Annotated in this window: 24 protein-coding genes and 1 other annotated feature; of the genes, 16 read left to right on the forward strand and 8 right to left on the reverse strand. The window is 37.6% G+C overall.

Annotated features, from left to right (window positions below):
- The first annotated feature begins 125 nt into the window (after positions 1-125).
- The 4 genes from ACFX4W_RS03605 (at position 126) to ACFX4W_RS03620 (ending at position 3,953) form a co-directional block, all read left to right on the forward strand.
- The gene (locus tag ACFX4W_RS03605) at positions 126-1,025 is read left to right on the forward strand and encodes an ABC transporter ATP-binding protein (protein ID WP_013081670.1); all 900 of its coding nucleotides are present in this window, start codon (positions 126-128) and stop codon (positions 1,023-1,025) included.
- Positions 1,018-2,271 carry an ABC transporter permease gene (locus tag ACFX4W_RS03610; protein WP_028410273.1) on the forward strand — a complete coding sequence of 418 codons (1,254 nt, stop codon included), beginning with the start codon at positions 1,018-1,020 and terminating at the stop codon, positions 2,269-2,271. The genes ACFX4W_RS03605 and ACFX4W_RS03610 overlap by 8 nt, the downstream gene beginning before the upstream one ends.
- A gap of 492 nt (positions 2,272-2,763) precedes the next feature.
- The gene (gene yhaM / locus ACFX4W_RS03615; protein WP_013055309.1) at positions 2,764-3,705 is read left to right on the forward strand and encodes a 3'-5' exoribonuclease YhaM; all 942 of its coding nucleotides are present in this window, start codon (positions 2,764-2,766) and stop codon (positions 3,703-3,705) included.
- Between the two features lie 65 nt (positions 3,706-3,770).
- Positions 3,771-3,953: a sporulation YhaL family protein gene (locus tag ACFX4W_RS03620; RefSeq protein WP_013055310.1), complete on the forward strand. Its 183-nt coding sequence runs from the start codon at positions 3,771-3,773 to the stop codon at positions 3,951-3,953.
- Positions 3,954-3,995: 42 nt separating this feature from the next.
- Here the strand turns inward: ACFX4W_RS03620 and ACFX4W_RS03625 are convergent, their stop codons facing one another.
- Positions 3,996-4,919: a peptidylprolyl isomerase gene (locus tag ACFX4W_RS03625; protein WP_013055311.1), complete on the reverse strand. Its 924-nt coding sequence runs from the start codon at positions 4,917-4,919 to the stop codon at positions 3,996-3,998.
- Positions 4,920-5,226: 307 nt separating this feature from the next.
- Between ACFX4W_RS03625 and ACFX4W_RS03630 the strand changes: the two genes are divergently transcribed.
- Both ACFX4W_RS03630 and ACFX4W_RS03635 read left to right on the forward strand, forming a co-directional pair.
- Complete coding sequence (locus tag ACFX4W_RS03630; protein WP_016762973.1) at positions 5,227-5,316, forward strand: YjcZ family sporulation protein; 90 nt, start codon at positions 5,227-5,229, stop codon at positions 5,314-5,316.
- Positions 5,317-5,352: 36 nt separating this feature from the next.
- On the forward strand, positions 5,353-5,448 hold the full coding sequence (locus ACFX4W_RS03635) for a YjcZ family sporulation protein (protein WP_016762974.1): 96 nt from the start codon (positions 5,353-5,355) through the stop codon (positions 5,446-5,448).
- Between the two features lie 35 nt (positions 5,449-5,483).
- Here the strand turns inward: ACFX4W_RS03635 and ACFX4W_RS03640 are convergent, their stop codons facing one another.
- Entirely contained in the window at positions 5,484-5,663 is a 180-nt protein-coding gene (locus ACFX4W_RS03640; RefSeq protein WP_013055312.1) for a hypothetical protein, read from the reverse strand.
- Positions 5,664-6,139: 476 nt separating this feature from the next.
- Between ACFX4W_RS03640 and ACFX4W_RS03645 the strand changes: the two genes are divergently transcribed.
- Positions 6,140-6,484 carry a DUF1878 family protein gene (locus ACFX4W_RS03645; RefSeq protein WP_013081673.1) on the forward strand — a complete coding sequence of 115 codons (345 nt, stop codon included), beginning with the start codon at positions 6,140-6,142 and terminating at the stop codon, positions 6,482-6,484.
- Positions 6,485-6,487: 3 nt separating this feature from the next.
- Here the strand turns inward: ACFX4W_RS03645 and ACFX4W_RS03650 are convergent, their stop codons facing one another.
- Together ACFX4W_RS03650 and ACFX4W_RS03655 are read right to left on the reverse strand one after the other, a co-directional pair.
- Positions 6,488-7,084: an HTH-type transcriptional regulator Hpr gene (locus ACFX4W_RS03650; RefSeq protein WP_014461677.1), complete on the reverse strand. Its 597-nt coding sequence runs from the start codon at positions 7,082-7,084 to the stop codon at positions 6,488-6,490.
- Between the two features lie 113 nt (positions 7,085-7,197).
- Complete coding sequence (locus ACFX4W_RS03655; protein ID WP_013055314.1) at positions 7,198-7,593, reverse strand: YtxH domain-containing protein; 396 nt, start codon at positions 7,591-7,593, stop codon at positions 7,198-7,200.
- 118 nt (positions 7,594-7,711) lie between these two features.
- On the opposite strand from ACFX4W_RS03655, the gene yhzF reads away from it, so the two are divergent.
- A complete protein-coding gene (gene yhzF / locus ACFX4W_RS30695) occupies positions 7,712-7,885 on the forward strand; it encodes a membrane protein YhzF (RefSeq protein WP_472797451.1) in 174 nt (57 codons plus the stop codon).
- Positions 7,886-8,142: 257 nt separating this feature from the next.
- Here yhzF and ACFX4W_RS03660 read toward each other — a convergent pair whose 3' ends face one another.
- On the reverse strand, positions 8,143-8,673 hold the full coding sequence (locus ACFX4W_RS03660; protein ID WP_043981711.1) for a tryptophan transporter: 531 nt from the start codon (positions 8,671-8,673) through the stop codon (positions 8,143-8,145).
- A gap of 124 nt (positions 8,674-8,797) precedes the next feature.
- Positions 8,798-9,895, reverse strand: a complete 1,098-nt coding sequence (gene serC / locus ACFX4W_RS03665; protein WP_043981712.1) for a 3-phosphoserine/phosphohydroxythreonine transaminase — start codon at positions 9,893-9,895, stop codon at positions 8,798-8,800.
- A gap of 253 nt (positions 9,896-10,148) precedes the next feature.
- On the opposite strand from serC, the gene ACFX4W_RS03670 reads away from it, so the two are divergent.
- The 3 genes from ACFX4W_RS03670 to ACFX4W_RS03680 all read left to right on the forward strand — a co-directional run bounded on the left by ACFX4W_RS03670 (position 10,149) and on the right by ACFX4W_RS03680 (position 13,363).
- Positions 10,149-10,703 carry a PadR family transcriptional regulator gene (locus tag ACFX4W_RS03670; protein ID WP_025752934.1) on the forward strand — a complete coding sequence of 185 codons (555 nt, stop codon included), beginning with the start codon at positions 10,149-10,151 and terminating at the stop codon, positions 10,701-10,703.
- Between the two features lie 17 nt (positions 10,704-10,720).
- Positions 10,721-11,164 carry a GNAT family N-acetyltransferase gene (locus ACFX4W_RS03675; protein ID WP_013081678.1) on the forward strand — a complete coding sequence of 148 codons (444 nt, stop codon included), beginning with the start codon at positions 10,721-10,723 and terminating at the stop codon, positions 11,162-11,164.
- 303 nt (positions 11,165-11,467) lie between these two features.
- Positions 11,468-13,363: an acyltransferase family protein gene (locus ACFX4W_RS03680; protein WP_043981713.1), complete on the forward strand. Its 1,896-nt coding sequence runs from the start codon at positions 11,468-11,470 to the stop codon at positions 13,361-13,363.
- A 102-nt stretch (positions 13,364-13,465) separates the two neighbouring features.
- On the opposite strand, the gene ACFX4W_RS03685 is transcribed toward ACFX4W_RS03680, so the two are convergent.
- Positions 13,466-13,900 carry an HIT family protein gene (locus ACFX4W_RS03685; RefSeq protein WP_014461670.1) on the reverse strand — a complete coding sequence of 145 codons (435 nt, stop codon included), beginning with the start codon at positions 13,898-13,900 and terminating at the stop codon, positions 13,466-13,468.
- A 261-nt stretch (positions 13,901-14,161) separates the two neighbouring features.
- On the reverse strand, positions 14,162-15,127 hold the full coding sequence (locus tag ACFX4W_RS03690; RefSeq protein WP_043977100.1) for a YaaC family protein: 966 nt from the start codon (positions 15,125-15,127) through the stop codon (positions 14,162-14,164).
- A 116-nt stretch (positions 15,128-15,243) separates the two neighbouring features.
- Here ACFX4W_RS03690 and guaB point away from each other — a divergent pair, with 116 nt between their 5' ends.
- From guaB to serS, 5 genes are all read left to right on the forward strand, one after another.
- Positions 15,244-16,710 carry an IMP dehydrogenase gene (gene guaB, locus ACFX4W_RS03695; RefSeq protein WP_013081319.1) on the forward strand — a complete coding sequence of 489 codons (1,467 nt, stop codon included), beginning with the start codon at positions 15,244-15,246 and terminating at the stop codon, positions 16,708-16,710.
- Between the two features lie 149 nt (positions 16,711-16,859).
- Positions 16,860-18,215, forward strand: a complete 1,356-nt coding sequence (locus tag ACFX4W_RS03700; RefSeq protein WP_028410382.1) for a serine hydrolase — start codon at positions 16,860-16,862, stop codon at positions 18,213-18,215.
- Positions 18,216-18,405: 190 nt separating this feature from the next.
- Positions 18,406-19,293, forward strand: coding sequence for a pyridoxal 5'-phosphate synthase lyase subunit PdxS (gene pdxS / locus ACFX4W_RS03705; RefSeq protein ID WP_013054829.1), 888 nt, complete (start codon positions 18,406-18,408; stop codon positions 19,291-19,293).
- Between the two features lie 21 nt (positions 19,294-19,314).
- Positions 19,315-19,902 carry a pyridoxal 5'-phosphate synthase glutaminase subunit PdxT gene (gene pdxT / locus ACFX4W_RS03710; RefSeq protein ID WP_013081320.1) on the forward strand — a complete coding sequence of 196 codons (588 nt, stop codon included), beginning with the start codon at positions 19,315-19,317 and terminating at the stop codon, positions 19,900-19,902.
- Positions 19,903-19,959: 57 nt separating this feature from the next.
- Positions 19,960-20,172: a binding site (T-box leader), on the forward strand.
- A 52-nt stretch (positions 20,173-20,224) separates the two neighbouring features.
- Complete coding sequence (gene serS / locus ACFX4W_RS03715) at positions 20,225-21,502, forward strand: serine--tRNA ligase (protein WP_013054831.1); 1,278 nt, start codon at positions 20,225-20,227, stop codon at positions 21,500-21,502.
- Positions 21,503-21,652: the final 150 nt, after the last annotated feature.

A 21,652-nucleotide genomic window follows, 5' to 3' on the forward strand; every position in this document is an offset into this window, starting at 1 on the left:
TTATAGTATAATTGTAAGCGTATTCAACATATTTCTCGTCCTATTCCCTTAAATCCTGCTAAGGTTTACAGATATCATTTTTTTCCATACAATAAACATAGGTTTATTTACAAAGGAGGAATTAAATGTCTCTTTCTATCCGTGAAGTTTCAAAAAGGTACGGTGAATTTACAGCTGTAAACGAGCTATCCCTGCAAATTCCAAAAGGCGAAGTGTTCGGTTTTTTAGGTGCAAACGGTGCTGGCAAAACGACGACGTTTCGAATGATTTTAGGGCTCATTGAACCAACCTCAGGTCACATCCAATGGAATGATAAATCTTTAACTTACAGTAGAAGTCATCTAGTTGGCTACCTTCCAGAAGAAAGGGGACTGTATCCGAAATTAAAAGTCAAAGATCAGCTTGTGTACCTTGGACGGTTGCGCGGAATGAAAAAAGCGAACGTGCTGCAAGAAATGGAGCACTGGTTATCTCGATTCAATATTCCTCAATATGCTTCCAAAAAAGTAGAAGAGCTATCCAAAGGAAATCAGCAAAAAATTCAATTTATTGCCTCTGTTATTCATCGACCCGAGCTGCTTATTTTAGACGAGCCTTTTAGCGGCTTAGATCCTGTAAACGTAGAGGTATTAAAAGAAGCGGTGCTTGATTTGAAAAAACGCGGAACGACGATTGTTTTTTCAAGTCATCGAATGGAACATGTGGAAGAACTTTGTGAATATTTATGTATTATGCATCATGGCACGCCTGTAGTGTATGGAAGGCTGCCCGAGATCAAACGTTCATTTGGAAAGAAAAACGTCATTGTACACGGAAAAGGTCCGTTTGAGAGAATTACAGAGCTTGAAGGCGTTGTAAAGGTAAAAAAAACGGTTGAGGGCATGATTGTTCAAATTCAACATGAATCCGTATCACAACTCATTTTTCAAGAACTTAAATACTTTTCATTTGTATCTAAATTCGCAGTGGAAGAGCCTTCATTAAATGATATTTTCATTGAAAAGGTAGGTGCTTCCTATGAATAAATTTTGGGTCATTGTCTTTCATACATATCTTAATAAATTAAAAACAAAATCTTTTATTATTACAACGATTATTACTGCTCTTATTCTAGTTGCTCTTACAAATATGGAGAAAATTATCGACGTTTTTAATTCAGACGATAATGGAACAAATGTGGGTGTCATCTATGAAGTGGAAAGCGTATATACGTTGTTCAAACAAAATGTAAATGTCATGGATAAAGACATTCATTTAAAAGAATTTACGTCTGAGTCTAAGGCAAAACAAGCGGTAGAAAGCGGGGAGCTCGATAGCTATTTACTTTTATCTTTAAACGATAAGCAGCTGCCTCAAGCTGTGTACAAAGCTAACTCTCTGGCTGAATCAAACCTTTCTTCTACCTTAGAACAGGCTGTACAGCAAACAAAAGTGGCTATGGCTACAGTAAAAATCGGTTTAGAAGAAAAGCAAATTGATCAGCTTTACAGCCCTGTTTCATTTAAAAAGAAAGCGTTAGTTGAAAATGCCAAAACAGAACAAGAGCTAAATCAAGCAAGAGGTCTTGTGTATGTACTGCTGTTTGTTATTTATTTTGCCGTTATCATGTATGGGAGCATGATTGCGATGGAAGTAGCTACTGAAAAATCATCCCGCGTTATGGAGATCCTTGTATCGAGCGTATCACCTATTACACAAATGTTTGCTAAAATCATTGGAATTGCACTGCTCAGCTTAACACAGCTTGCAGTGATACTGAGCGTGGGCTACACATCGTTAAAAGCCAGTGTGGAAACAAATCATAACGGTATCTTTTCTTATCTCGGATTTAATGATGTTCCGCTGACTACATTCGTGTATGCATTTGTCTTCTTCATATTGGGGTACTTCCTTTTTGCTACGCTCGCGGCTTTTTTAGGTTCTCTTGTGAGCCGTATTGAAGATGTACAGCAAATGATTACGCCTATGACCCTTGTGATTGTGGCTGCTTTTTTAATTGCTATGTTTGGACTTGGTGATCCTGAAACCACAATCATTACGGTCACATCTTTTATCCCATTTTTTGCTCCGATGATTATGTTTTTGCGTGTAGGTATGTTAAATGTTCCTGTGTGGGAAGTGAGTGTATCGATAGGGATTTTAGTTGTGACGATTACGGCTTTAGCTATATTTGGTGCCCGTGTGTATAAAGGAGGAGTCCTTATGTATGGGCAATCTACCTCTTTTAAAGATATTAAAAAGGCGCTGCAGCTAACGAAAAAAGAAACATAAAGAAGTGAGAGGCTGAGATAAAAGTAGTTTAGTTGAAGGAAGATCCGAACGAACAACCTAGATTTTTGAGGGAGAATCCAACTCGTTCGGATTTTTTTATTGCTATAGTGACCATAGTTTTCATATATGTGGCTGCTTCTAGCTGTGTATTGGAGAGCAAGACGAAGACCCCTGCGGGAAAAGCGGAATAGGTGAGACCCCGCAGGAGCGGAAGGGACGATGAGGCTCAGCGCCCGCTCGGGGAAAGCGAAGTCTTGCACGGAAATCAACAGCGGTGTCTCAAGCAGTTCAGCTCTTTTATCCAATTTGTTCATCTTTAGATTGGATTGATTTTGTTATGTCGCAATCTCATCTTTTATGAAAAAGCGTCTACCCGTGCATTCGGTGGCAAGCGATGGTAAAATGAAATGTAAAGAGCTGTAAATAAGCGGACGAAGCGATAAGAGCTTCGTTATCAAATACATAGAATGAAGTGGTAAGGAGGAAAAGATCATGACAAAAGGAATTGCTCAATACGAAGTAGGAGAGCAAGTTGATCTTTATTTTTTAATTAAATCCTCAACGAGAGGAATTGCAAGCAATGGAAAGCCATTTTTAACGGTAATCCTGCAAGATAAAACAGGTGATATTGAAGCCAAGCTGTGGGATGCTTCCCCAGATGACGAGGAAAATTATGCTGCTCAAAAGATTGTGCGAGCTGCTGGAGAAGTAATGAATTACCGCGGACGCAACCAGCTGAAAATACGCAACATTCGGCCTGCACAGCCCCAAGACGGAGTGCGCACATCTGACTTTTTAGAAGTGGCGCCTTTATCTCAAGAAGAAATGGTCGAACATATTACAAAGAGTATATTTGAAATGAAAAATTCGAATGTCCAGCGCATTACTCGTCATTTGTTTAAAAAATATCAAACGGAATTTCTAGAATATCCGGCAGCAACTAAAAATCACCATGAGTTTGTATCGGGACTTGCCTATCATGTGGTGTCTATGCTGAAGCTGGCTGAGTCATTTTCAACCCTTTATCCAAGCTTAAACCGCGACTTGCTGTACGCTGGAGTTATTCTTCATGACCTTGGCAAAGTATTTGAACTTTCAGGTCCTGTTTCGACGATATACACAGTCGAAGGGAACCTGCTTGGCCATATTTCGATTATGGTGAATGAAATTGGAAAAGCCGCAGAAGAATTAGCGATTGAAGGAGAAGAGGTTATGCTTCTTCAGCATCTTGTATTATCGCATCACGGTAAGGAAGAGTGGGGAAGTCCGAAAAAGCCGTTAATTAAAGAGGCTGAGATGCTTCATTTGATTGACAATGTAGACGCTAAAATGAATATGCTGGACCGAGCATTAACAAAAGTGAAGCCCGGTGAGTTTACAGAGCGTATTTTTGCACTTGATAATCGCTCATTTTATAAACCAACGATTGATTAAAAAGGTATAAGTCTTTCTTCCTTCGCATATAGTGGTTGTAAATAACTGTGATGGGGGATCAATATATGGTGACACTACCAATTTGGATTTATTTAGTTGTAGCAGGCATTTTCTTTAGTGGATTTATGGCGATTCGTGCTGCACAACATGATAAGCAAGTGGATGATTCGTTTATTGAAAAAGAAGGACAAGTCTTCATCGAAAGAATGCAAGTGGAAAAAGAAAGACGCAACAGCGATTCCATCTGATTATATAAAAGAGCCTGTCACATGAGTGACAGGCTCTTAGCATTACTGCTGAGGAGTTTCTACGCCAGATTGACTATCTGTCGCACCTTCTTCGAAAATTGGTTTTACATTTTTATCTTTGACTTCCACTTTTGCTTTATCAAGCTCTTTTTGAATCTTCTTGTTCGCTTCTGCTTGATCTACTTTTGAACGTTTGATTTGCTGCTCAAGTTCAGGTTTCTTTTTCTCAAACGATTCTACTTTCTTTTTATCGACTAGTTTAATGATATGGTAGCCGTACTCTGTTTTGATTGGTTTACTTACTTCACCTTTTTTCAGCTTGTAAGCCGCTTCTTCAAATTCTTTAACCATTTGGCCTTCACCGAAGTAGCCTAAATCGCCGCCGTTAGCTGCAGACTGCTGATCCGTTGAATATTCTTTTGCTAGACTAGCAAAGTCCTCGCCTTTTTTGATTTTCGCTTCTACTTCATTTGCTGTCTTTTCGTCTTTTACTAAAATATGGCTTGCGCGAATTTGAGGTTTTTGAGCTTTATATTCATCATAAGCTTTTTTCAGCTCTTTGTCCGATACCTTAATGCCTGCCGTAGCAGCTTTTTCACGGAGAATATCCACTTTTAGCATATCTTTGACTTCTTTTTCGCCTTTTTGCTTAATAACTGAATCCACCTGATCACCGTATTGTTCTCTTAGAATGTTCAGCTGCTGATCAAGCTCTTTATCCGTTACTTTATATTTTTTACTCAATACTTTTTCTTCGGTAACGCTTCGTACGAGTGTATTAAATTGGTCTTGTCCGATTGTATCTTTCATTTGCTTATACAAATCACCTTGAGTGATATTGCCTGCTTTTGTTTCTACAATTACTTTTGAAGAATCGTTTGCATTTGAAGCATCATTTCCCCCACTGCATGCTGATAAAGCAACGAGGCTGGCTGCCGTTGTTAGTGCAACTAAGCTTTTTTTCATACGTAAACACTCCTACTCATCATTTTTACTTATGTAGCTTGACTCAAGATTTACTATATCACATTTCCTGATGTTAGCAAATGAAGTTAAAACCACGTAAATTTACATTTATTTTCCACTAAGCATGAAGTGATTATACGCTTATGATGGCTTTTTTATAAAGCGTTTTCAAAATGGTGGACAAACTCACAGAGTAATTTCCAAACGAGAAGCAAGAGAAATAAATTATGGAGTTTGGGCTAAAAGCCTAGACGTTTTTTGAGCTGATGCATAAGATGCAGTATTAGTAAACAAAGGGGGTGCTCAAATGAGCGGAGGCGGATATGGAGGCGGTTTTGCACTATTAGTTGTACTGTTTATCTTATTAGTCATTGTTGGTTGTGCATGTTACCACTAGGAAACAGATGAATATAAAAGGAAAGGGGCGATAGATATGGGTTCTTACGGATGCGGATACGGCAGTGGATTTGCGCTATTAGTCGTATTATTCATCTTATTAGTTATCATCGGAGCTAGCTGTTTTTGCTAAGCCTATAAAAAAGCGGTGAGACATCTCACCGTTTTTTATGTAAATGATACTTCAATATAAGATGAAACTAATAAAATGGTAATTAATACATTAATCGTACGAAAAACTTTAGGCTGTTTTTCAGCTGGAATTTCTTTTTGAATACACAATGTATTTGTTAGTGCATTGATGTAGAATAAAATGAATAGTGCAAATACAATAAAGAATATGTACATAAAAATCCCCCTAACAAAATCAGTGTGACGAAGACAAAAAGTCTTATAGTCATTTATATAGTACAGCTTTGTATGAATTTACAAATATCTATATTAACATTACCAAAAAAGCGGTAAAATAGATAGTTATATATACAGTTGAGCAAAGAATTTCAAAAGGTATTTACACAGAAATGCGGTTTTTATTTTATAAAGGGTAGTTAAGAAGTTGAGAAATAGGTTTTAAACGAAATAGCAAAGTGAATGGATAAGAAATGAGTAACAATTACCCATTGTGCAAAAGGATTGTTAAAAAAGACAGAGGGATTTATATTAATATATGCAGTGAGTACATAATCAGTATATGAAAATCTTTATACGGTGCTACTTAAACAGGAAATGTGAATGACGCAGAAAGAATTATTTGGAAGAACATGAATGAATCATGTACAATATGGAGTAGAGGTATATGAACGTTGAAGGAGTAGGGGAAGCGGATGGAAACTTTAGAATCTCGAGTATCACGTTTAGAATATTACATAAAACTGTTATCTGGGACATCTGAACAAGAAGCTAAACCATTTATTGATTTAGTGGTAAGAAATCAGCTTACAAAGAAGGAAGTAGAGGAAATTTTAATTCTGTGTGAAGATACAAAAAACGAATATATTGAGCAAAAAGCGGAAGGTCTAACAGACTTTGTTCCGCTTCTTACACAATTTGTTGGCATGCTGAATTATAAATTAACTCCCAGAGAGACGGTCGAATCGCTTCGTTATCAACCTTCTTATCAAGATGTGATGAATGAATTTTTTGAAATTATTCAATGGATAAGGGACTAACCATTAAGAGTTTGAAATAGTCTCCTGGTGGTTCTCTTTGTCTTTCTTGACGAGCTTGCCATCTTCTTCAGTGAATTCTTCTTCGATATGATGGAAAGATCGCTCGAAGATATCCATAAAATCTTCACCGTAAATTTTGCGGATGACGGTCATCAGTTCCATAAATTCAGGGAATTTGCCGTACAAGTCGCGCAACGGAAGTGCGCCGCTGAACACTGAATTATTAGAAGGTTCGTAATGTTCCATTAAATCTAATAAAATGGCCTCGCCTTTATCTGTCAGCTGAATGTACGTATTTCGCTTGTCGCTTTCTTTTTTAGAAAACTCAAGTAAACCTCGTTCTTCTAGTTTTTTGGAGAAGTTAAATGCAGTAGAAACGTGCATAACTCCAAACTTGGCAATTTCGGAAATGGAAGCCCCGTTTAAATGATATGAAATCCATAAAATATGATGCTCGTTAATATTAAGGTCATAAGGCTTAATCCATTGCTGCCAATCCTTCTCTACGGTTTTCCAAAGGGCTTTACTTAATTGGGCAATGCGTTGGCTAAATAGAAGTGCTTCTTTCAAACTGTAATCTTGATCACTAGTCTTCTTCATCTTCTCCCACCTACTTAGTCTCTTTTTTTATTTATCTTCTATTATGCCAATAAAATAAAAAATTATAAAGATGTAAATTTACAAAATTTTAAAAAATTAAAAAAGAAGGCGTTTCAACCTTCTTTTTTGTCAATTTTTTCATTGGGATTTTTAGTTGTCTGTACATGTTCCTCAAGGTTTGACAAAGAATTTTGGATTTCTTTCAAATGATGCTGAAGGGATTCCTTATGAGGGACAATTTCTTCTTTAAACTGACCAAGGGTAGTAGAAAGGTCACTTGCGATATTTTTCACTATAGTATTTCCTTCTCTGGCGGTCATTTGTACTTGTTGAGAAACAGCTTTTATTTTTGTTGAGAGCTCTTGTTGTGAAGCGTTAACTCGGTCTTTTCGAGAGCTGACACGCTGTTTAAGTTCTCGTCCTGAATATGGAGTAACAAGAAGCGTTGTAATAGCGGCTACGGTGCTTCCGATTGCTGCTCCAGCTGCTAGTTTTTTCATTCTGCTCATTATTTATTTCCTCCTATGTAGTAAAGTAATTGCTAACACTTCCTTCTGACATAATCATAAAAAAATAGCATAGATTTATACAAAAGAAGGAGGTTATCAACATGGGGTAGCTTTATTCATTCTTTTGATAATTAGCCTGAGTTTTTTTCTGGCTGCCTTTAAATGGTTTAGCCTTACGACTAGAACGGCATCATATCCACCTAAACATGTGCTGAAACAAAAGTCTCTTACATGTGCGACAGTGGCTTTTGCGAGTTTTTTATTGGCGCTTATACTTTATTATGTAACCTAGGATGGAGAACTTAAACCTTTATTACATAGTAAGTCTTCATACCTATTGTATGAGCTGCAAATGAAATTTAAGTGAAAAGCATTCTGTACCATTTCTTTTTAAACAAAAAGTTAAGAGTCGAACTGTAGATTGTTTCTAAAAGATCAGCAACATACTATAAATGAACCGTTTTATCTAAAGGCCCGCCACGCTTTGGCGAGCCTGAGCTTTTGGTGTAAAAAAAGAGCCTGATTCTTAATTAAATCAGGCTCTTGACGTTACGATAATTTTGCTTTGATGCTTGTGCGTTTTAGAACGGATTGAACAATTGGATAAATAACGACCATAACGATTGTGTTCACTACTGTTGCAGGTAATACAACCGCAGCAACAAGCGCCATGACGCTGTTTCCGCCCGGTAAGCCGACGATTAGCGCGGCAGCAGACAAGAATACGGTTCCTGATACGAGTGTGCCAACAGCTGTTAAAGCAGCGGCAACGGGTGTTTTAATGCCTATTGCTTTTTTCACAAGCATAAATAATGCAAAGAAAACAAATGCTGTAATTGGTTTATCAATCAAGTTTGCAATTTGTCCGCCAGGAAAGCTTGTTGTTAAAGCAGAAATAACCGCTGTGGTTAAGCTAACCAATGCAACATTTTTTACGCTAGGAAACAACAGGATTGCTAAAAACATCATTGTTAACATCATATCTGGCTTCATTCCAAATAAAATAGGAGGTACCACCGTGTGGAGAACCGCTCCAATTCCGACTAATAAAGCTAAAGAAACTAAAACCTTTGTATTCATTTCTCATCTCTCCTCTTCTAAGCTAAGCTCGAAATATACCAATAGTGCGTCTATGCCCATTGCATATATTTACATACTGATTATAACATATTTATGTGAAAAAAAGATCAGTTAATTCTGCCAATTATGCGTTTGCCTGTGCAAATTCATCCATAAAGACGGCAAGAGCTTCACACGCTTCAAGCGGTACAGCATTGTAAATAGAAGCGCGGCATCCGCCGATTGAACGGTGTCCAGCTAATCCTACGAAGCCTTTTTCTTTTGCTTGCTGTAAAAACGCAGCAGTTAACTCATCGGTTGGTAAAGTAAACGTTACGTTCATAATTGATCGGCTTTCCTCTGTAGCGTGAGGGGTATAGAAACCATTTGAACGTTCCATGCTTGTATAAAGTAACTTAGCTTTCTTATGATTTTGGGCTTCAATTGCTTTAACGCCACCTTGTTCTTTAATCCAATCTAAAACAAGTGAAAGCATGTAAATGCCAAACGTTGGAGGAGTGTTGTAAAGAGAGTTGCTCTTTACGTGTGTCTCATAATTCAGCATTGTTGGTAAACCTTCAGGAATACGTTTAAGCAATTCTTTCTTCAAAATGACAACCGTGACACCAGATGGTCCGAGGTTTTTCTGAGCACCAGCATAAATGAGTGAGAACTTAGATACATCAATTTGACGGCAAAGAATGTCGCTTGACATGTCGGCAATTAAGTCTACTCCTTCGATAGAAGGGTAGTCAGCCCATTGTGTACCAAAAATGGTATTGTTGGACGTGATATGCAAGTACCCAATCTCTTCTTTTGGAAGCTTTACGTCATCTAAAGCTGGAATAGAGCGGTAGTTCTCTTCTTTAGTAGAAGCAACAACTGCTGTTTTTCCAAGTTTCTTTGCTTCTTTTAATGCTTTTTCCGACCATGATCCGGTTAGTACATATGCACCGACTTGATCGGGAGCTAAAAAGTTCATTGGAATCATAGAGAATTGCAGGCTTGCTCCGCCCTGCAGGAATAAAATTTCATGTGTATCTGGAATGTTAAGCAATTCCGTGAGTGTTTCTTTAGCATGTGTTAATACATCTTCAAACTCTTTGCTGCGATGTGATAATTCCATCACAGACATACCTGTATTTTTAAAATTAACTAGCTCCTCTTGAGCAAGTTGTAAGACAGGTAGGGGAAGCGCAGACGGACCTGCATTAAAATTATAAGCTCTGTTTAACGTAATCACATTAATTCCTCCTCAAATTAGTTCGAACACTCATCATACAAAATGGCTAATGACTGATGTCAGAAAGAATATCATTATACTATCATGAAAACCATTGATTGTGGAGGTAACTTTTCAAAAATTTAAATTAATCTGTAAAGAGAAAATAATAGAAAAAAGATAAATAAAAAGTATACGCAAACATGTTTTGGCAAACATGTAAATGAAATGTTTATATGCTATACTGATGGAAGAAATAATGTGGAGGAACAGAATGAGAGTATTAAAATATGCCATATTAGGGCTCTTAGATCAGAAGGAGCTCAGCGGGTATGACATTACCAGACTTTTTAAAGAAGAGGTCGGTAATTTTTGGAGTGCTAAGCACAGCCAGATTTATCCCGAGTTAAAGCGATTAACAGAAGAGGGATTTATTCGCTATGAAACCGTGATTCAAGGCAAGAAATTAGAAAAAAAGATGTATTCGATAACGGAAGAAGGAAGAGCTGAGTTAAGCAAGTGGCTCACTACGATTGATCCTATTCCTGAAACAACTAAAGATGAATTTATGTTAAAAGCTTATTTTGCTTCATCCATGTCAATAGAAGAGTTAAAGCAACAAATAGATAACCAGCTATCCAGCAGGAAAGTGAAGCTAACTTTTTTAAAGAAACGAATGGATGACCTTTTGGAACAAGTTAATCATCACATTACCGTTTCGTCTCCTCAATTTGGTCATTATTTGGTGCTATCTCGCGCTCAAGACCGGGAGACAAGCTATATCAATTGGCTTGAACGTACGCTGAATTTAATTGAAAAAGAACAATAAGAAAAGGTGAGCGGATCATGACTTGGTGCATAAAATCATTTCAAGAGCTGACAAACGATGAGCTTTATGAAATTCTACAGGTTCGCACCGCTATTTTTGTTGTCGAACAGAAGTGTGCTTACTTAGAAGTAGATGGAAAAGACAAACTTGCTTATCACTTGTTCAAAAAAGAGAATGAGAAAATTATCGCATATCTTAGAGTTTTACCAAAAGGAATTAGCTACCAGGAAGCTTCTCTTGGGCGCATTATTGTAAAACAAGCGCAGCGCGGTACGGGTCTCGGAAGAGAACTAGTAGCAAGAGGAATTGATTTTTTAGAGAATGAATTGCACGAGAAGACAATTAAAATTCAAGCTCAAAGCAGACTTCAAACATTTTATGAATCGTTTGGTTTTAGACCTGTTTCCGATATTTATTCAGATGAAGGGCTTCCCCACGTAGATATGCTAAAGACACCTTAGAAACTTCACCAATTGTGTGAAGTTTTTCTATTTCTGAAACGGGTAAGGTGAAAGAAAGATGTTAGGCTTTAGTATTGCGCAGATAGAATCGATATGACTACTACTAAATTAGTAATTTATGAATAAGATAGATAATGAATTTGTTTCTTTTTGCTTATTCTTTGATTTTAAGTAAGTGATATATTGAAGAAAGTAATAATATTGTATATAATGATTTTTGTAACAAAAATGTAACAATTACGTAATATTCTTAATATTGGTTCAGAAAGAAATTTGTTGTACATATTGCTTGGAGGCATTTTTATGAGTGCAAAGGAAAAGAAAAATAGGTATATATATAGTTTGGATGGACTTCGAGCTTTCGCTGTTATGTCTGTCATTGCATATCACTTAGGATTTGGATGGGCATCTGGAGGATTTCTAGGAGTTGACGTTTTCTTTGTATTATCAGGATATTTAATTACCTCGATTTTACTGGTGCAATCTTGGGAAAATCCTTTGAAAAATTTGAAGCATTTTTGGATTAGCCGAACGAGAAGACTTCTTCCAGCTGTGTATGTGATGGTAGTATTAACTGCAGCTTGGGTTATTTTATTTAACCGGCCATTGTTAACAACGCTACGAGGCGATGCATTATCGTCTATTTTTTATATGAGTAACTGGTGGTTTATTTTTCATAAAGTTTCATATTTTGATAGTTTTGGGTCGCCGTCACCATTAAAGAACTTATGGTCACTGGCTATTGAAGAGCAGTTTTATATTGTGTGGCCACTTGTTTTATTGTTGGGTTTAAAATTTATCAAAAAGAGAGGAATTCTTTCTCTATTCATTTTAGCTGGAGTAATGGCCTCAGCTATTCTAATGTCTTTTTTATATGAGCCAGGAGGAGATCCTAGCCGCATTTATTATGGAACCGACACTCGGCTGTTTGCCCTTTTAATCGGCTGTTTACTTGCATTTGCCTGGCCGATGTATCGTTTATCATCAAAAAATCTTCCAGCCGTAGGCAAGCAAGTATTAAACGCGGTAAGTATGGTGAGTTTCTTTGTATTTATTCTCTGCGTATGGAGCGTTGATGAGTATACTCATGCATCTTTTCTTTATCAAGGTGGAATGCTGCTGATTTGTTTAAACGCTGCTGTACTGGTTGCAACGATTAGTCATCCTAGTAGTTTTTTAGGAAAAGCTCTGTCGTTTAAGCCGCTTCGCTGGCTTGGTACTAGATCATACGGCATCTATTTGTGGCATTATCCGGTTATTGTTCTTACAACACCTGTATCCGAGATTGGCCGCCCGGTCTATTGGCATGCGCTGCTACAAGTAGGCCTTACATTTATCATTGCTGAACTTTCTTACCGTTACATCGAAGTGCCTATCCGCACACGCGGCTTTCGCTATTATTTCCGGCACTACCATCCGAGAGAGCTTTTTAAATGGCGTAATCTCTCTCGTTCGAGACAAGCGGTTTTGGGCAGTCTCATTTTCTTTTTGGCGCTGTTTACAGCGGATATGACAAGCTTTGCTATTAGTACGCAGCAAAAGGATGAAACGACAGCGAAAGAGACAGAGGTTAAAATTCAAACGAATCATAAAGAAAATGCTTCAACTTCTGTCAAAGACAAGAACAAAGCGGATGATAAAAAAGCAGAGAACGCGGAAAAGAGTTCCGGGGAAGAAAAATCTGATGCCAAAGAAAAACAGCAGCCGAATTCTTACAGAGATGTCCTTGCGATTGGAGACTCGGTCATGCTGGATATTGCTCCTAATCTTAAAGAGATGCCGCTTAGTATTACGATTGACGGAAAAGTAGGAAGGCAGCTCAATGAAGCACTGCAGCTAACTCCTAGCTATCAAGCATTTAATAATCCGAACAGCGCAGTGATTATTGAGTTAGGAACAAACGGCTATTTTACAAATGAAGAACTTGAACAACTGTTAAAAGCTTTTTCACACGCGGATGTTTACTTAGTGAATACGCGCGTTCCTCGTTCGTGGGAAAGCACCGTGAACAAGAACTTGAAAGCTGCTTCTGAAAAGTTTGATCACGTCACGCTCGTAGATTGGTACTCAGAGGCTTCTAAGCACCCTGAATACTTTACATCAGATGGTGTCCACTTGGTACCTGAAGGATCAAGAGCATTAACAAAATTGATTGAAGAACGTATGAATTTAGAAGTTAAGGCGGAAAGTCGTTCATAATAAGTGAAAAGCTGTACGATGTTTTGTATCACAAACTGATTAAACATGTGTTAAATGAATAGATAAAACAAAAAAAGCTTACATGTGTAAGCTTTTTTTGTTTCAAGAAAGGCGAGAAGAAATATTGCCAGCGATTTCTTGAAGTTTTTCAGGCGTGTATTCGCTTGTATGCTCTTTCCATACAGCACCGAATCCATCGCCTTCCCCATAGCGAGGAATAATGTGCATATGATAATGAAACACGGATTGACCAGCTTTTTCACCATTATTATTTAAGATGTTTAAGCCGATTGGGCTGTATGTTTCTTTAATTGCATTTGCGATTTGAGGAACCACTTCAAACAAATTGCGCGCAATTTCCGGCGTTAGTTCGTGAATGTCTTTTTTATGTACTTTTGGAATCACCAGCGTATGCCCTTTTGTTACTTGACTAATGTCTAAAAAAGCTAATACATGTTCATTTTCAAATACTTTTGCACCTGGGATTTCACCGCGAATAATTTTGCAAAAAATACAGTTTTCATCATGTGTGCTCATTATATTCACCTTCCGTTACCAATATAAATGTATGGGTATACATGTACGTTTATTTTACCACAAAGTAGGAATGCAATCAGCAGACAAGAAATAGCTGCTGGCATTTTATACACAAAAACGGGATGCAAACGATTATGCATCCCGTCATGTGAAGAAGGAAAAAATAGCTTTTAATGCAGCATATGATCTTTAAGGAACACCTCATTTACGTAATTGCATTGCCTAATGAAACAGTANTTGAAAAAGGACTAGCTATTTTAGCTAGTCTTTTTTTGTATGTTCATTTAAGTAACAAGAAATTAAGTAAGGAATCTTTTGAGCCGTAACTTCAAGGAACCTCAAGATAAATGGGTAATCTTTCGAAGAGTATGTATGCAATAATTCATACCACCACTCTGTTTCATAACGTGAAATCATACTTAAATTATAAAGTAATAAATAATGTGCCAACATCTCAGGGAAATATAAGCAGCTATCTTTTTCCAAAGGTGCATGCAGCGTGTTATTTTGGAAATTGTACATAAAAGGTGAACAATTATATAAACAGCTTGAAGGATCAAGAATACATACCTGATCTTCTGACAGAGACAATGATAGGCGGGAACGCTCTTTTAAAAAAGAGTAGAGCCTTTCGTGATTCATATGATAACACCGTGTGACTTGTTCAGGAATAGACAAAGAGGCAGCTGGAAGCGATCCAATAGTTGTTAAATGGGAAAATGACCTAGTACCCAAATTTACAAATAATGTATCTAATTCCGGTACGCACGACAACAGATAATTCATTGTGTATTTACTACCTTCTAGTTGTTTCACATGAAACAATTCTTCTCCTACTTGTGAAAACAAACCGCTTTTTTGGATCTTAACTTCATCATCTAGAAAATCATAACTTTGTTTTTTTCTTTTTCGTGTTGATACTCCATGTGCTAACACCGCTGTATTTTCTGGATATACTGGGTTTTGCGTTAACAAACAGGCTTTTAACAGCTGTGACATTCCATAAAATAATAAAACTGGTTGAACTGATACAGGAGATTGTGCCGCAACTTGATAATAATTTTTACTGTGTTCCAAATAATAAATAAATGGGTAACTGTTTTTAAAGCTATGTTGCTCTGCATCGCTATAATTCAATTTTTGATAGCGCTTTTTTAAAAAGTCTTGTACAAAAGGAACGGAGAAAAATAAATTGTAGGACGTCCAAACATCATTAAATTTATGCAACTAAATCACCTTTTCTTTTTATTAGAATTATCTGATATCTAGTGAAGTTATTGACAGGTACATATCTGCTTGTTAATCTACTAATAATATTCTGTCGTTTAAAGGAGGATTCTATAATGTGGGAAAGCAAATTTTCTAAAGAAGGCTTAACATTTGATGACGTTTTACTGGTGCCAGCAAAATCTGAGGTACTGCCTAAAGACGTTGATATGAGTGTTGAACTAACAAAAACATTAAAATTAAAGGTGCCGTTCATCAGTGCAGGAATGGATACAGTTACAGAAGCTGAAATGGCTATTGCGATGGCTAGACAAGGTGGTTTAGGTATCATTCACAAAAACATGTCGATTGAACAGCAAGCAGAACAAGTTGATAAAGTAAAACGTTCTGAAAGTGGTGTTATCACGGATCCTTTCTTTTTAACTCCTGAAAACCAAGTATTTGCCGCTGAACATTTAATGGGCAAATATCGTATCTCAGGTGTGCCGATTGTCAACAACGAAGAAGAACAAAAACTAGTTGGAATCCTTACAAACCGCGACTTGCGTTTTATCCAAGATTATTCAATGCAAATTGCTGATGTAATGACAAAAGAAGAATTGGTTACTGCTCCAGTAGGAACGACTTTAGAAGAAGCAGAGAAAATTCTACAGCAATACAAAATTGAAAAGTTACCTCTTGTAGATGACAATGGCGTATTAAAAGGCCTTATCACAATTAAAGACATTGAAAAAGTAATTGAGTTTCCAAATGCAGCTAAAGACCAACAAGGTCGATTATTAGTTGGAGCAGCTGTTGGCGTAACAGCTGATTCAAACGTTCGTATCGAAAAATTAGTACAAGCTGGCGTTGATGTTATCGTTATTGATACAGCGCATGGACATTCACAAGGCGTTTTAGATACGGTAAGCAGCATTCGCGAGGCATATCCAGAGTTAAATATTATTGCTGGTAACGTAGCAACTGCTGAAGGTACAAAAGCATTAATTGAAGCAGGAGCAAACGTAGTAAAAGTAGGAATTGGACCTGGTTCAATTTGTACAACTCGTGTTGTAGCTGGTGTAGGCGTTCCACAAATTACAGCAGTATATGATTGTGCAACTGAAGCTCGTAAGCACGGTGTAGCTATTATCGCAGATGGCGGTATTAAATACTCTGGAGATATTGTAAAAGCACTTGCAGCTGGTGGACATACAGTAATGCTAGGAAGCCTTCTAGCAGGAACGACAGAAAGTCCTGGAGAAACAGAAATCTACCAAGGTAGACGCTTTAAAGTGTACCGTGGAATGGGCTCTGTAGGAGCTATGGAAAAAGGAAGTAAAGATCGATACTTCCAAGAAGATAATAAAAAATTAGTTCCAGAAGGTATCGAAGGACGTTTGCCTTACAAAGGACCTGTAGCAGATACTTTATATCAAATGATTGGCGGTTTACGTGCAGGAATGGGTTACTGTGGTTCAGCTAACTTAGAAGCGTTACGTGAACAGGCACAATTCATTCGTATGACTGGAGCAGGTTTAAGAGAAAGCCACCCACATGATGTACAAATCACAAAAGAATCTCCTAACTATTCTATGAGATAATCATGAATGTTAAAAAAACACGTTTCCCTATTAGGAAACGTGTTTTTTATGTCATGGATCATGAATGTAACAGTACTTCTTTATCTATTTTTTTAAATTTTAGTATGATAAAATTACATTTATGTGAGTTTACGTTTGGAGGGTATAGAGTGAGAAACGCAGTACAGAAACAATTAATTTGTGTCATTGCTGTTATGTTAATGGCCAGCGTATTTTTTGTCTCTACACAAGCATCAGCTGCTCCTAAAACAGATGATATTGGCGTTGAAGCAGATGCAGCGATCTTAGTAGAGGCAAGTACGGGGAAAGTATTATACGGGAAAAATACGGATGCTTTATTAGGTATTGCAAGCATGACAAAAATGATGACAGAATACCTAGTATTAGAATCCATAAAAGATAAGAAATTATCTTGGGATCAACGTGTGCCAGTTAGTAAATATGCAGCTAAAATTTCTCAAGATTATGGATTATCGAATGTACCGTTAATTGAAAACCAAAAATACACGGTGAAAGAATTATATGATGCCATGGCTATTTACTCAGCTAATGGAGCTGCAATTGCTTTAGCTGAAGCTGTCAGTGGTTCTGAAGAAAACTTTATTAAGTTAATGAACGAAACGGCAAAAAGATTAAATATGGGTGAATCAAAATTTGTCAATTCCACAGGTCTTTCTAATTCTCTGTTAAAAGGAATGTATCCAAAAGGAACGAAGGAAGAAGATGAGAACCTTCTATCGGCTCGGGCAGTTGCTACCCTTGCTTATCACTTAATTCATGATTATCCAGAATCTTTGGAAGTAGCTAAAACTCCTTCTAAGATGTTTAGACAAGGGCAACAAGGGGAAACAAAAATGAACAATTGGAACAAGATGCTCCCAGGTTTTTCAGCTGCCTACAGCGGCGTAGACGGTTTAAAAACTGGCCATACAGATTTTGCAGGTCAATGTTTCACTGGGACTGCAGAGCGTAACGGGGTAAGATACATAACAGTTGTAATGAATGCTAAGGAAAACGGCAAGTCTACGGAAGCTGCTCGTTTTTCCCAAACAAAAAAGATATTGGATTATGCTTTTAGTCATTTTCAGTTAAAAGAAGTAGTGCCTGCTAACGGCGAGATTAAAGGGCATGAAACAATTAATGTTGCTAAAGGAAAGTCAAAAGAAGCTTCCGTTTCTCCAAAGAATTCGGTAAAGATTATTACCGAAAAAGGTCAAAAAGATCATACTAAAATCAACTTTAAGTTAAACGATAAAGTTATGAACGATCAAAAAGTTGTTGCTCCTATTAAAAAAGGAGAAACAGTTGCTTATGTCAGTGCAACAAACAGCAATCTTAAAGATTTAGGCTATGTAGGAGGTCAAACTACAGATAGCATGACGCCGGTTGTGACAAACGAATCTGTTGAAAAAGCTGGATGGTTCTCTCTCGCTATCCGCAGTATTGGCAACTTCTTCAGCGATATTTGGATGAATGCTGCAAATACAGTGAATAACTGGTTTTAATGATAACTCAAGAGAAAGAAGAGATACTACAAGAGAGTATCTCTTCTTTTTATTTTTAGATTTGTTTGTATATAATCTATAAATTAGATAGGAATTTTCCGAAAAATGCGGTAAAATAGACACTAAGTTTTGAATTTTGTATATACACTAAAAATTATTGTGAAACACTTGATACAGGAGGAAGACAAACATGAATAACATTACAGGTACTGATCGTGTAAAACGAGGAATGGCGGAAATGCAAAAAGGCGGCGTTATCATGGACGTGATCAATGCAGAGCAAGCAAAAATTGCAGAAGCAGCAGGTGCTGTTGCCGTTATGGCATTAGAGCGTGTTCCAGCTGATATCCGTGCAGCAGGCGGCGTGTCTCGTATGGCAGACCCAACAATTGTTGAAGAAGTGATGAATGCTGTGTCCATTCCAGTTATGGCAAAAGCTCGTATTGGCCATATTGTTGAAGCACGCGTGCTAGAAGCGATGGGTGTAGACTACATCGATGAAAGTGAAGTGTTGACTCCAGCTGATGAGGAGTTTCATTTAAATAAAAATACATTTACGGTTCCATTTGTGTGCGGTTGCCGTGATCTTGGCGAAGCATCTCGTCGTATTGCTGAAGGAGCTGCAATGCTTCGTACAAAGGGCGAACCAGGGACAGGAAACATCGTGGAAGCAGTACGCCATATGCGTCAAGTAAACGCTCAAGTACGTAAAGTTGTGGGTATGGACGAAGATGAGTTAATGACAGAAGCTAAATTATTAGGCGCACCTTATGAGTTATTACTGCAAATTAAACGTGAAGGTCGTTTACCGGTTGTAAACTTTGCAGCAGGCGGTGTAGCAACACCAGCAGATGCAGCGTTAATGATGCAGCTTGGAGCAGACGGCGTGTTCGTTGGATCAGGAATCTTCAAATCAGACAACCCTGAAAAGTTTGCGCGAGCAATCGTGGAAGCAACAACACATTATCAAGACTATGAGCTTATTGCAAACTTATCAAAAGGGTTAGGAAGTGCAATGAAAGGGATTGAAATTTCATCATTATTACCAGAAAACCGCATGCAAGAGCGTGGATGGTAATTTAAAGGGAGTTTTGACAAAATGGTAAAAGTAGGCGTTTTAGGATTACAAGGTGCCTTTCGCGAGCATGCACAAGCATTAGAAGCAGCAGGCGCTGAAGCCATTATCATAAAAAAAGTTGAACAGCTAAACGAAATAGATGGTTTAATCCTACCGGGCGGCGAAAGCACAGCGATGCGTCGTCTGATCGACAAATATGACTTTATGGAACCCCTTCGCCAGTTTGCACAAGCAGGTAAACCGGTATTTGGTACGTGTGCCGGTTTAATTTTACTTGCAGGACAAGTCGTTGACCGTGAAGAGCCCCATTTGGGTGTTATGGATATTACGGTAGCTCGAAACTCGTTTGGGCGTCAACGGGATAGCTTTGAAGCTGCCCTAAATATTAAAGATATCGGTGAAGATTTTATAGGCGTATTTATACGTGCTCCGCATATTGTAGAAGTAGGAGAAAACGTTGAAGTCTTAGCAATGCATAACGACCGAATTGTTGCGGCAAGACAAGGTCAATTCTTGGGATGTTCGTTTCATCCAGAATTGACAGATGATGCTCGCATGGCGCAGTATTTTGTAGCAATGGTTGAAGAAGCTTCAAAAAAACCTGTATAAATGAATTGCATCTTGTAAAGACTTGTAGTACATTATGATTAATAAAAATGATATTGGTATAAAGCGTTGATAGGAAATAGTAATAAGATTTTTGATTTCAAGAGAGTCGATGGCTGGTGTGAATCGATAATCAATTCTTATGAATCCGTCCTGGAGCAAGCTGTCGAAAAAGTAGTAGGCAGTTTCGGTTCATCCGTTATCTGGTTTAAGAGGAAGGCTTATTTTAGCTTTCAATTAGGGTGGCAACGCGGGTAAACTCTCGTCCCTTTCATGGGGATGAGAGTTTTTATTTTGCCCTTTTATACTAAAGGAGGTACTAAATATGTTAGATTTAAAATTTTTACGTGCTAATTTTAATGAAGTAAAAGAAAAGCTCAAGTTTCGTGGTGAGGACTTAACGGACTTAGGTCGCTTTGAAGAGTTAGATGCAAAACGCCGTGAGCTAATTGCTCAAACAGAAGAGTTAAAAAGCAAGCGAAATGAAGTATCACAGCAAATTGCACAATTGAAGCGTGAAAAACAAGATGCTGATCATTTAATCGTTGAAATGCGTGAAGTAGGAGACCGCGTAAAGCAATTGGATGAAGAGCTTCGCAGCGTTGAAGAAGAATTAGAACTATTGCTGCTTTCAATTCCTAACGTTCCACATGAAAGTACGCCTGTAGGTGAAACTGAAGATGATAACGTAGAAGTTCGCAAATGGGGAGAAATTAAACAATTTGATTTTGAACCAAAACCGCATTGGGATTTAGGAACAGATTTAAATATTTTAGATTTTGAAAGAGCTTCGAAAGTAACGGGAAGCCGCTTTGTATTTTATAAAGGGTTAGGTGCAAGATTAGAACGCGCTCTTATTAACTTTATGATGGATTTACATATGGATGAACATGGTTATGAAGAAATCCTTCCTCCATATATGGTGAATCGCACAAGCATGACAGGAACAGGGCAGCTTCCTAAATTTGAAGAAGATGCATTCAAGATTAAAGAAGAAGATTATTTCTTAATTCCTACAGCTGAAGTACCAGTTACAAATTTACATCGTGATGAAATTTTAAGCGGAGATCAGCTTCCAATTGCTTATACAGCGTATAGTGCTTGCTTCCGCTCAGAAGCAGGCTCTGCAGGAAGAGATACACGTGGTCTTATTCGTCAGCATCAGTTTAATAAAGTAGAACTCGTTCGCTTTGTTAAGCCAGAAGATTCTTATGATGAATTAGAAAAATTAACGGGCCATGCTGAAAAGGTTCTTCAACTATTAGGTTTACCTTACCGAGTTCTAAGCATGTGTACAGCTGACTTAGGTTTCACAGCAGCCAAAAAGTATGATATTGAAGTTTGGATTCCAAGTTATGAAACTTATCGTGAAATTTCTTCTTGTTCAAACTTTGAAAGCTTCCAAGCTCGCCGTGCTAATATTCGCTTCCGCCGTGATACAAAAGCAAAACCAGAACATGTTCATACACTAAACGGTTCTGGCTTAGCAATTGGTCGTACGGTAGCTGCAATTTTAGAAAACTACCAGCAGGAAGATGGATCAATTCAAATTCCAGAAGTGCTGCGTCCATATATGGGAAATAAAGAATTTATCTCTAAATAAAAGTAGAAGGTGTTCATTAAGAATTAATTCTTAATGAACATCTTTTTTAAAAACATCAATAAAAGAGTTGACTTTATTATTTATATATGATAAATTAATACTTGTCGATACGGAGGAATACCCAAGTCCGGCTGAAGGGATCGGTCTTGA

The organism is Priestia sp. YIM B13489, from assembly GCF_042787645.1.
GTDB lineage: Bacteria > Bacillota > Bacilli > Bacillales > Bacillaceae_H > Priestia > Priestia megaterium.

Bases quoted from the DNA above. Each gene is read 5' to 3' on its own strand.
- ACFX4W_RS03605 (WP_013081670.1), top strand. From the start codon at position 126: ATGTCTCTTTCTATCCGTGAAGTTTCAAAAAGGTACGGTGAATTTACA.
- ACFX4W_RS03610 (WP_028410273.1), top strand. From the start codon at position 1,018: ATGAATAAATTTTGGGTCATTGTCTTTCATACATATCTTAATAAATTA.
- yhaM (WP_013055309.1), top strand. From the start codon at position 2,764: ATGACAAAAGGAATTGCTCAATACGAAGTAGGAGAGCAAGTTGATCTT.
- ACFX4W_RS03620 (WP_013055310.1), top strand. From the start codon at position 3,771: ATGGTGACACTACCAATTTGGATTTATTTAGTTGTAGCAGGCATTTTC.
- ACFX4W_RS03625 (WP_013055311.1), bottom strand. From the start codon at position 4,919: ATGAAAAAAAGCTTAGTTGCACTAACAACGGCAGCCAGCCTCGTTGCT.
- ACFX4W_RS03630 (WP_016762973.1), top strand. From the start codon at position 5,227: ATGAGCGGAGGCGGATATGGAGGCGGTTTTGCACTATTAGTTGTACTG.
- ACFX4W_RS03635 (WP_016762974.1), top strand. From the start codon at position 5,353: ATGGGTTCTTACGGATGCGGATACGGCAGTGGATTTGCGCTATTAGTC.
- ACFX4W_RS03640 (WP_013055312.1), bottom strand. From the start codon at position 5,663: ATGTACATATTCTTTATTGTATTTGCACTATTCATTTTATTCTACATC.
- ACFX4W_RS03645 (WP_013081673.1), top strand. From the start codon at position 6,140: ATGGAAACTTTAGAATCTCGAGTATCACGTTTAGAATATTACATAAAA.
- ACFX4W_RS03650 (WP_014461677.1), bottom strand. From the start codon at position 7,084: ATGAAGAAGACTAGTGATCAAGATTACAGTTTGAAAGAAGCACTTCTA.
- ACFX4W_RS03655 (WP_013055314.1), bottom strand. From the start codon at position 7,593: ATGAGCAGAATGAAAAAACTAGCAGCTGGAGCAGCAATCGGAAGCACC.
- ACFX4W_RS03660 (WP_043981711.1), bottom strand. From the start codon at position 8,673: ATGAATACAAAGGTTTTAGTTTCTTTAGCTTTATTAGTCGGAATTGGA.
- ACFX4W_RS03670 (WP_025752934.1), top strand. From the start codon at position 10,149: ATGAGAGTATTAAAATATGCCATATTAGGGCTCTTAGATCAGAAGGAG.
- ACFX4W_RS03675 (WP_013081678.1), top strand. From the start codon at position 10,721: ATGACTTGGTGCATAAAATCATTTCAAGAGCTGACAAACGATGAGCTT.
- ACFX4W_RS03680 (WP_043981713.1), top strand. From the start codon at position 11,468: ATGAGTGCAAAGGAAAAGAAAAATAGGTATATATATAGTTTGGATGGA.
- ACFX4W_RS03685 (WP_014461670.1), bottom strand. From the start codon at position 13,900: ATGAGCACACATGATGAAAACTGTATTTTTTGCAAAATTATTCGCGGT.
- guaB (WP_013081319.1), top strand. From the start codon at position 15,244: ATGTGGGAAAGCAAATTTTCTAAAGAAGGCTTAACATTTGATGACGTT.
- pdxS (WP_013054829.1), top strand. From the start codon at position 18,406: ATGAATAACATTACAGGTACTGATCGTGTAAAACGAGGAATGGCGGAA.
- pdxT (WP_013081320.1), top strand. From the start codon at position 19,315: ATGGTAAAAGTAGGCGTTTTAGGATTACAAGGTGCCTTTCGCGAGCAT.
- serS (WP_013054831.1), top strand. From the start codon at position 20,225: ATGTTAGATTTAAAATTTTTACGTGCTAATTTTAATGAAGTAAAAGAA.